A 7,417-nucleotide genomic window follows, 5' to 3' on the forward strand; every position below is an offset into this window, starting at 1 on the left:
GCGCCGGGGGCGCGGGCGCCGCCCGGAGCCGCCCCGGTCGCGCGCCCTCTCCTGGGTGCTGGGCCTCGGCATCGCCCTCACCAGCGCCGCCGCGCTCAGCCAGGCGGTGGGCCCGGACGGGGCACACGGCCGCTGGCTCGCCGAGGTGAACCGGGCCGGCGGGCGCACCCACCAGCTCACCGTGACGAAGGTGATCGGCAAGCCGCAGGTCACCGGTGCGGCGGAGCGGGACGTCGAGGAGTTCAGCTCCACGATCGTCGTCACCGTGCCGTTCGACTCCGGCCCCCGCCAGGTGACCGTCGACGGCGTACGGACCCAGGGCGAGCTGGAGCAGGGCCGCTCGATCAAGCTGCTCTACGCCCCGAGCCGCCCGGAACTGGGCGTCCGCCCGGCCGCCGACGACGACCTCTCGTCCACCGTCGGCCGCGTCGTGGTCCGGCCGGTGATCTGGCTGCTCGCCCTCGTCGCCGGGCTCAGCACGGCCGTCGCCATGCACCGCCGGGAGGCGGGGGTGGCCCGGGCCCGGCGTTTCGAGCCCTGGGTGCACCTGCCCGCCGCGGCGTTCCTGGCCGGCGGGGCGGTGCTCGCCCTCCCCCTGCTCACCGGCTTCCCCGACACCGCGACCGGCTGGGGCCTCGCCGTCGGAGCGGCGGCCGGCCCGTGGCTCGCCCTGGCCTGGATCGTCCGGACGAGCTGAGCGAAGCCAACTCACCCACACGGGCTAGGCTTTGAACCGATCTTGAGGAAGGGGCGCCGATGGGTACCAGGTTTATCGAGGTGGACGAGGAGCGGCGGAGCGAGCCGGGGGTGCGGAAGGGCGACCGGACGCTGACGGTGGGAGACCAGTCCGTCACCCAGGCGACCTGGGTGAAGGTCGAGGCCTACGACGACCTCGACCCGGCCGTGACCGAGGACGTCCACGAGCACGTCTTCGCGGTGCCGGGCATGGACGTGCGCGTGGGCACCGGGAAGGACGACGCCGAGACCAGACTCGTCCCGTCCGTGCAGTACTACCGGATCGAGCTGGGGCCCGAGTCCCTGAACAGGCTCCACGAGGCGCTTGAGCCGTTCATCGCCGCCGCCCGGGAGTGCGAGCCGCCGAAGCCCCGCAGAGGCCGCGGGGCGAAATAGCGGGGCGGGCCGGCGGCTCGTCACCGCCGGCCGGCGTGGCGTCAGGGGCGCCGGCGGCGGAACGCCTTGCGCACGAAGTGGACGATCAGCCAGATCGCGACGATCACCAGAATGATCACGACGATCAGGATGACGACCAGAGCGATGGTCAGCTTCTTGAAGAAGCCCTTCTTCTTCTTTTTCTTCTCCTTGGCCAGGACCTGGTCGCCGGCGTCGGCCCGCTGGGCCCGCGCCACCGGCCCGGCCTCGGACCGCGCGTCCGCCGCCGTTCCCGCCTCCGCCGCGACGGACGCGGGGGCGGCGGCGGTCACCTCCTGTACGTGCCGTGCCGTCCGGGCCTCCGGGCGGGTGCCGGCCGCCGACGCGGGCGTGGCCAGCAGAGCGGTGCCCAGCGCCAGCGCGACGACGGCGGACACGCGGCGGGCGAGCCGCCCCCGGTACCGCTTTCCGTGCCGCTGTTCGCTCTTCATCGACGCCCCCAAGTTTCGGTGCTGACTTTCTTTCGGTCCTCCGCCGGCCGGCGCCGTCGGCGGCCGTCTCGCGGAACCCCCCATTATCCGCACATCGTCCGGGGCCCCAGCAGGGCGCGTACCGCGCGAGGGCGGCTCACTCCTCCCCCGCGCCCCTCCGGGCCCGCAGGGCGCGGACCTTGTGCCGGTTGCCGCAGCGTTCCATGGCGCACCAGCGGCGCCGCCCCGGCCGGGAGACGTCGACGAAGAGGAGCCGGCAGTCGTCCGCCCCGCACTCCCTGACCCGGCCGGCGAAGCGGCCGGTGAACAGGTCGACGGCGTCGCGCGCGACCGTGGACACCACCTGGTCGCCGGTGGCGGGCAGGACCCAGGAGCGACCGCCGTCCGGTTCGGCGCGCGGCGCCAGCGGGGCGTGCGCCGCCGCCTCGTTGACGGCCTCCAGGTCGGCTGCGTCGAGCGCGGCGCCCTCGGCCCGGGCGCGGGCCAGCCGCCACAGCGCGTCCCGGGTCCGCCGGGCGCGGACGAGCCCGTCCGCCGAGGCGCGGACGCCGGACGGGTCCAGACGGAGCCGGGAGGCGGCGGCCCAGGCCGCCAGACCGTCCGGCGCGTCCAGCCGCTCGTACCGGGACAGTTCGCCGGGTCCGCCGGTCAGCAGGAACTCCAGGCAGAGCGCGCCGGGGTCGAAGACGTAGGGGGTGCCTTCCGGCGAGTGCAGGACCAGTCCGTTTGCGGCGTCACTCATGTAACCACTATAAATGGTTTCACCTTCTGACAGCGCGTCACCTCATCAACCGGGGGATCCCATGGCTCTGCACTGGAAGCTCGTCGTCGACTGCGCCGACCCGAACGGGCTGGCCGCCTTCTGGGCGGCGGCCCTCGGCTACGAGGTCGAGGACCACGACGCCTTCATCGGGCAGCTGATGGGCGTCGGCGCCGTCGGCGCGGAGGACGTCGTCGAGGTCGCCGGCCGCCGGGCCTGGCGCGGACTGGCCGCGGTGCGGCACCCCGACGACCCGTTCGACGCGGAGCGGGGCATGGGCCTCGGGCGGCGGATCCTCTTCCACGCCGTCCCCGAGCCCAAGCGGGGCAAGAACCGGCTCCACATCGACGTGCACGCGGCGGCCGGGGAGCGTGACGCCGAGGTCGCGCGACTGGAGGGGCTGGGGGCGTCGGTGCTGCGTGTGGTGACCGAGCACGGCGGAGGGCACGTGACGATGACGGACCCCGAGGGCAACGAGTTCGACGTTCAGTGACGCACGTGTGGTGATGCGCGTGTGGTGACTTTCGACGTGCGGTGGCCGGTCACCGCACGGGCCGGGTGCGGGGCGGCCGGCGCGGGTGCCGTGGACGGGCACCGCCGCGCCGGCCGCCCCGCGCGCGTTGGCGCTCGCCCTGCGGTCCTGTGGGCAGAGGCGCCCGGGCGCCCCCGGGCCGTCAGCCGCTCTTGCGGCGGAACGACCGCTGCCCGCCGGCCTTCCCGTGCGTACCGTGGATCTTCGAGCCGTCCTGGGCGCGGGCCGCGGCGCCGCCCTCGCCGGCCTTGCCCCGCTTGCGGTCCAGCGCCTCACGGAACCGGCGCTTCACATCGTCCTCCGCGGCCCCTCCTGTGCCGGCGCCGCCCTGCTCTCCCGCCGTTGAATCGGGCATCAATACCTCCTGAAGACACGGGTGTTCGCCCCAGCTTCGCACAAAAGGGGCGCTGTGGGGCCTGTCGGGCGCGGATCATCACCGGAAGGACCTGCCGCCTCGGACGCCGGATCGCCCGGCGGTCCGGTCAGACCGGTGTCGCGTCCGGGCCGAAGCGGTCGCAGGCCGCCGTCTGGACCTCGGCCTCCTCGGCCGGGTCGGCGGCGAGCCGGCGCAGCTGGTCCACGACGCGGGAGTCCGCCGTGGCCGCGTGGCGGGCGGCGAGTTCGCGGGTGGTCTCCTCGCAGTCCCACAGGCACTCGACGGCGAAGCCCGCGGCGAACGAGGGGTCCGTCGCGGCGAGCGCCCGGGCGGCCCGGCCGCGCAGGTGGGAGGAGGACGTCTCACGGTAGAGGTGACGGAGGACGGGCGCGGCGCAGGCGATCACCAGGCGGCCCGCTCCGTCGACGAGGTCCCAGAGCACGGGGGCGTCGGGCCCCTCGGTGCGGACGACCCGGCGCAGGGCGCCCAGCACGAGCGACGCGTCGTAGGCGGCGCCCCGGCAGGCGAGCATGCCCGCGGCGGCGGCGCCCAGGGCGTCGGCCCGGTGCACCCAGGCGCGGGCGCGCTCCAGGGCGGCGGGGCCGCGCATCCGCTCGAAGGCGGTCACCGCGGCGTCCGCCACGGCGCCGGACGGGTCCGCGGCGGCGGCCTCGATGAGCTCCAGCGCCTGCGGGTCGTCATGTTCGGCGAGGTAGCGCAGCGCGGTGGCGCGGGCGGCCTCGGGGCCGAAGGCGGCGGCCTCGATGATCTCCAGGCGGTCCTCGGGGCCGGCCACGGCGTTGAGGCAGCGGGTGGCGGGGACGTGGCGCTGCTGGGGCGGGTGGAGGGCCAGGCCCTCCTGGGCCCAGTCGAGCACCTCGCGGACGCTCCAGCCGGGCCGGGGTCCCGCCGGCCGCAGCTGCCGCTGCCAGCGGTCGAAGGAGCCCTGCTCCTGGGCGGCGCGCACCCGGGCGGCGGTGGCTGGGGCGTGCGGGTCCTCCGCCCAGATGCGCCAGGGGCGGGGTTCGAAGGCGTCCCGCACGGCGGCGGCCAGGGCGGCCTCGCCCTCGGGGGTCTCCGGGAAGCGGGCGACGACGGCCGTGCCGAGGGCGGCCAGGGCGGCGTCCTCGTCGCGTACGGCCAGCTCGTCCAGGGCCCAGCCCCAGTTGCCGCCGGCGGCGGCGTAGCGGCGGAGCAGTGCCAGGGCGTCGTCGCGTCCGTAGGAGGCGAGGTGACCGAGGACGGCCAGGGCCAGGCCGGTGCGCTCCTCCGCGGGGTCGAGCAGGTCGTCCGGGTGGAAGAGGTGCTCCTCGATCTCCGCCAGGTCGCCGTCGAGATCCAGGTAGAGCCGCGCGTAGTAGAGGGACCGGTTCTCGACCTGCCAGTCGCGCCGGGGGTCGCGGAGCACGCACTGGTTCAGCGCCGCGAGGGCCTCGGCCCGCGGCGCCGCGAGGGCGTGCAGGGTCCCGTCGCCGCGGCCTCGCTGGAGGAGGCCGAGCAGGGTGCCGCTGGGCGCTATGTCTGGATCGAACATGAGGTCAGCATCCGGTGCGGGGGGTCGGCTGGCAACGGGATTTCCGTCGTCCGGCATTCTTGCCGGTGTCCACCCGGGCTATGCCTGGTGAACTGTGGGAACTCGGGGACCGAGCGCCCGCAGCCTACCCGGAGTCGGACGTTCCGCCGAGCCTCTGTCCGGTTTGCCCCGGCACGCCGGAGGCATATGCCGGAGTCACCACCGGATCGGGTATGGCCAAACCGCTTACGAGCCGTCGCGGCCTGTGCAAGAGTCGTCACGCAGTCTTCCGGCCGCTCTCGCGGACCACGCCGGCGTCGGCCGCGCCCGCCCCATCGGAGTACCTGATGCCGTCCCCTTCATCTGCCTCACCCGCGGAGCACCCGGCGGGCAGCGCGCCGGGCGGACCGTCCGTCGTCCCCGGCACTGTCGACGCCCTCATCTCGCAGACGCGCCGGCTGAGAGGCGGGATCGACGCCGTCCGCCGCGAGACGGCCGGCGAGGAGCTGTCCGACGATCCGCTCGGGCGCTGGCGGCGCGCGCTCTGCGACCTGGCCGCCCACCAGCTCGACGACCTCGGCGCCCACCTCGGCAGGCTGCGGGACGGACTGCCCGGCTCCGAGGAGCCCGGGGCGCACGGGACGGCGGAACGGGCGGCGCTGTCGCCCGCACCGGCGGGCAGCGCCGAGTGGAACCTCCTCACCGACGAGGTGACCTGGTCCGACGAGCTCTTCCGGATCCTCGGGCGGCGGCCGGAGGACGGCGCCCTGACGCTGGACGAGTTCCCCTCCCTGCTGGTCGAGGAGGACCGGGAGCTGCTGACCGCGCTGGTCACCGACTGCCTGGTGGACGGCAAGCCCATCGACGGCGAGTTCCGCGTCGTCCACCCCGACGGCTCCCCGCGCACCCTGCACATGATGGGCGAGCCCGTCCTCGACGACGACGGCTGCACCGCCGCCATGTGGGCCGTGCTGCGGGACGTCACCACGCTGCGCCGCGGCCGGGACGCCGTGGCGGCCACCGGGGACTCGCTCCGCGCCCACCGGCGGCGTGCCGTGGTCGAGCGGCGGCTGGCGGCCGAGCTCCAGGAGGCCGTGCTCCCGCCCTGGTACGCGCCGCTGCGGGCGGCCCCCGGCGGCGCGCTCGACGTGGCCGCCCGCTACCTCCCCGCCACGCACGCCACCGCCGTCGGCGGCGACTGGTTCGACGCCCTGCCCCTGCCCGACGGCCGCACCCTGCTGAGCGCGGGCGGGCTGACGGGCCGGGGGGTGGCCGCGGCCTCCGCCATGGCCGTCCTGCTGGGCGCGGTCCGCGGCATGGCGGTGGCGGGCACCGAGCCGGGTCCGCTGCTCGGCTGCCTCAACCACCTGGCCGGCGTCTCGGACCGGCCCGCCCTCGGCAGCGCGGTCTGCTGCCGCTACGACGCCGCCACCCGCACGCTGCTGTGGGCGCGGGCGGGGCACCCCGCCCCCCTGCTGTTCCGCGAGGGACGGACGCACCCGCTGCGGACGCCCGCCGGCGTACTCCTCGGGGCCGTCGCCGGGGCCGGCTACGCCCAGGCCGAGGAGCGGCTGCTGCCCGGGGACGTCCTCGTCCTGCACACCGGCGGCCTGTCGGCCGACCCGGGAACGGATCTGCTGCCCGGGCTGGCGGCCCGGTTCACCGCCGCCCGCAGCGCGCAGGAGTGCGTCCGCACCGTCCTGGAGGAGTGGAGCGGGACGGTACGGGAGGACGACGCGTGCGTGCTCGTCGCCCGGGTCGGCTCCTGACCCGCTCGGCTTCCGGCCCACTCGGCTCTTGAGCCACACCGGCTGACCGCCACCGGTCGGTCGAAGCCGTCCGGCCGGGCCGGTGCACGGGCCCCGCGCTAGGCCGTCGCCGCCCGGCCCCGGCCGCCCGGCGCCTTGGGCAGGGCCCGCTCGATCTCCTGCCGCAGCTCGGCGATCTTCGGGAACCCCGCGTACCGGCCGGTGAGCCGGTACATCTCCCGCAGCCGGTCCCAGGTGCGGTGGGAGGAGTTCTCCCCGATGGAGCCCAGCGCCTGCCGGGCGTAGGCCCGGCCCTGCTCGGGGTCGTCGCCGAGGAAGCAGGCGGAGGCCATGGAGATGTAGTCGAAGATGATCGACCGCTTCTGGTTGGTCCCCTCCCGGAGCCGCAGGGCCTCCCGGGCGTGCCGCTGCGCCACGGCCGCGGCGGACGCGTCGTGCTCGGCGAGGGTGCGGTACGCCAGAGCCTGCATGCCGTGCAGGTCCGCCTCGTTGAACATCTGCATCCAGCTCGGCGGGGGCACGTCCCCCCGGTCCGCGACGAACAGCTCCTCGGCCTGGCCCAGGGTGCGCCGCATGGCCTGGCCCCGGCCCATCGACGCCTGCGCCCAGGCCTCGACGGTGCAGAGCATGGCGCGGGTGCGCGGCAGGGCCCCGTCGCCCGAGCCGGACTTGGCGAGCTTCATCAGGTCGAGCGCGTCGCCCGGGCGGCCCAGGTGCACCATCTGCCGGGCGGCCCGGGACAGCGCCTCGCCGGCCCGGGGCCGGTCGCCGCCCTCCCGGGCCGCGTGCGCCGCGATCACGAAGTACTTCTGGGCGGTGGGCTCCAGCCCCACGTCGTGGGACATCCAGCCGGCCAGCACCGCCAG

General features: G+C 75.9%; 9 protein-coding genes. 4 read left to right on the forward strand and 5 right to left on the reverse strand.

What is annotated here, in order from left to right; genetic code table 11:
* Together JNW98_RS32710 and JNW98_RS32715 are read left to right on the forward strand one after the other, a co-directional pair.
* On the forward strand, positions 1-697 hold a 697-nt coding region (locus tag JNW98_RS32710; RefSeq protein WP_223771929.1), incomplete at its 5' end, for a hypothetical protein.
* Between the two features lie 59 nt (positions 698-756).
* Positions 757-1,131, forward strand: a complete 375-nt coding sequence (locus JNW98_RS32715; protein ID WP_223771930.1) for a hypothetical protein — start codon at positions 757-759, stop codon at positions 1,129-1,131.
* Positions 1,132-1,172: 41 nt separating this feature from the next.
* Here JNW98_RS32715 and JNW98_RS32720 read toward each other — a convergent pair whose 3' ends face one another.
* Together JNW98_RS32720 and JNW98_RS32725 are read right to left on the reverse strand one after the other, a co-directional pair.
* Entirely contained in the window at positions 1,173-1,601 is a 429-nt protein-coding gene (locus JNW98_RS32720; RefSeq protein ID WP_223771931.1) for a hypothetical protein, read from the reverse strand.
* 136 nt (positions 1,602-1,737) lie between these two features.
* Positions 1,738-2,343 carry a CGNR zinc finger domain-containing protein gene (locus JNW98_RS32725; RefSeq protein WP_223771932.1) on the reverse strand — a complete coding sequence of 202 codons (606 nt, stop codon included), beginning with the start codon at positions 2,341-2,343 and terminating at the stop codon, positions 1,738-1,740.
* Between the two features lie 61 nt (positions 2,344-2,404).
* Here JNW98_RS32725 and JNW98_RS32730 point away from each other — a divergent pair, with 61 nt between their 5' ends.
* Complete coding sequence (locus JNW98_RS32730) at positions 2,405-2,854, forward strand: VOC family protein (protein WP_223771933.1); 450 nt, start codon at positions 2,405-2,407, stop codon at positions 2,852-2,854.
* Between the two features lie 181 nt (positions 2,855-3,035).
* On the opposite strand, the gene JNW98_RS32735 is transcribed toward JNW98_RS32730, so the two are convergent.
* Both JNW98_RS32735 and JNW98_RS32740 read right to left on the reverse strand, forming a co-directional pair.
* On the reverse strand, positions 3,036-3,248 hold the full coding sequence (locus JNW98_RS32735) for a DUF5302 domain-containing protein (RefSeq protein WP_223771934.1): 213 nt from the start codon (positions 3,246-3,248) through the stop codon (positions 3,036-3,038).
* Between the two features lie 127 nt (positions 3,249-3,375).
* Positions 3,376-4,803: a HEAT repeat domain-containing protein gene (locus tag JNW98_RS32740; RefSeq protein ID WP_223771935.1), complete on the reverse strand. Its 1,428-nt coding sequence runs from the start codon at positions 4,801-4,803 to the stop codon at positions 3,376-3,378.
* 326 nt (positions 4,804-5,129) lie between these two features.
* On the opposite strand from JNW98_RS32740, the gene JNW98_RS32745 reads away from it, so the two are divergent.
* Positions 5,130-6,551, forward strand: coding sequence for a PP2C family protein-serine/threonine phosphatase (locus JNW98_RS32745; RefSeq protein ID WP_223771936.1), 1,422 nt, complete (start codon positions 5,130-5,132; stop codon positions 6,549-6,551).
* Positions 6,552-6,649: 98 nt separating this feature from the next.
* Here the strand turns inward: JNW98_RS32745 and JNW98_RS32750 are convergent.
* A partial coding sequence (locus JNW98_RS32750) for an NsdA family TPR-like regulatory protein (RefSeq protein WP_504755625.1) occupies positions 6,650-7,417 on the reverse strand: 768 nt, incomplete at its 5' end.

Source organism: Streptomyces huiliensis (genome assembly GCF_020037025.1).
GTDB lineage: Bacteria > Actinomycetota > Actinomycetes > Streptomycetales > Streptomycetaceae > Streptomyces > Streptomyces huiliensis.

Excerpts from the sequence above, each read along its gene's own strand:
- JNW98_RS32715 (WP_223771930.1), top strand. The coding sequence starts at position 757 with ATGGGTACCAGGTTTATCGAGGTGGACGAGGAGCGGCGGAGCGAGCCG.
- JNW98_RS32720 (WP_223771931.1), bottom strand. The coding sequence starts at position 1,601 with ATGAAGAGCGAACAGCGGCACGGAAAGCGGTACCGGGGGCGGCTCGCC.
- JNW98_RS32725 (WP_223771932.1), bottom strand. The coding sequence starts at position 2,343 with ATGAGTGACGCCGCAAACGGACTGGTCCTGCACTCGCCGGAAGGCACC.
- JNW98_RS32730 (WP_223771933.1), top strand. The coding sequence starts at position 2,405 with ATGGCTCTGCACTGGAAGCTCGTCGTCGACTGCGCCGACCCGAACGGG.
- JNW98_RS32735 (WP_223771934.1), bottom strand. The coding sequence starts at position 3,248 with ATGCCCGATTCAACGGCGGGAGAGCAGGGCGGCGCCGGCACAGGAGGG.
- JNW98_RS32740 (WP_223771935.1), bottom strand. The coding sequence starts at position 4,803 with ATGTTCGATCCAGACATAGCGCCCAGCGGCACCCTGCTCGGCCTCCTC.
- JNW98_RS32745 (WP_223771936.1), top strand. The coding sequence starts at position 5,130 with ATGCCGTCCCCTTCATCTGCCTCACCCGCGGAGCACCCGGCGGGCAGC.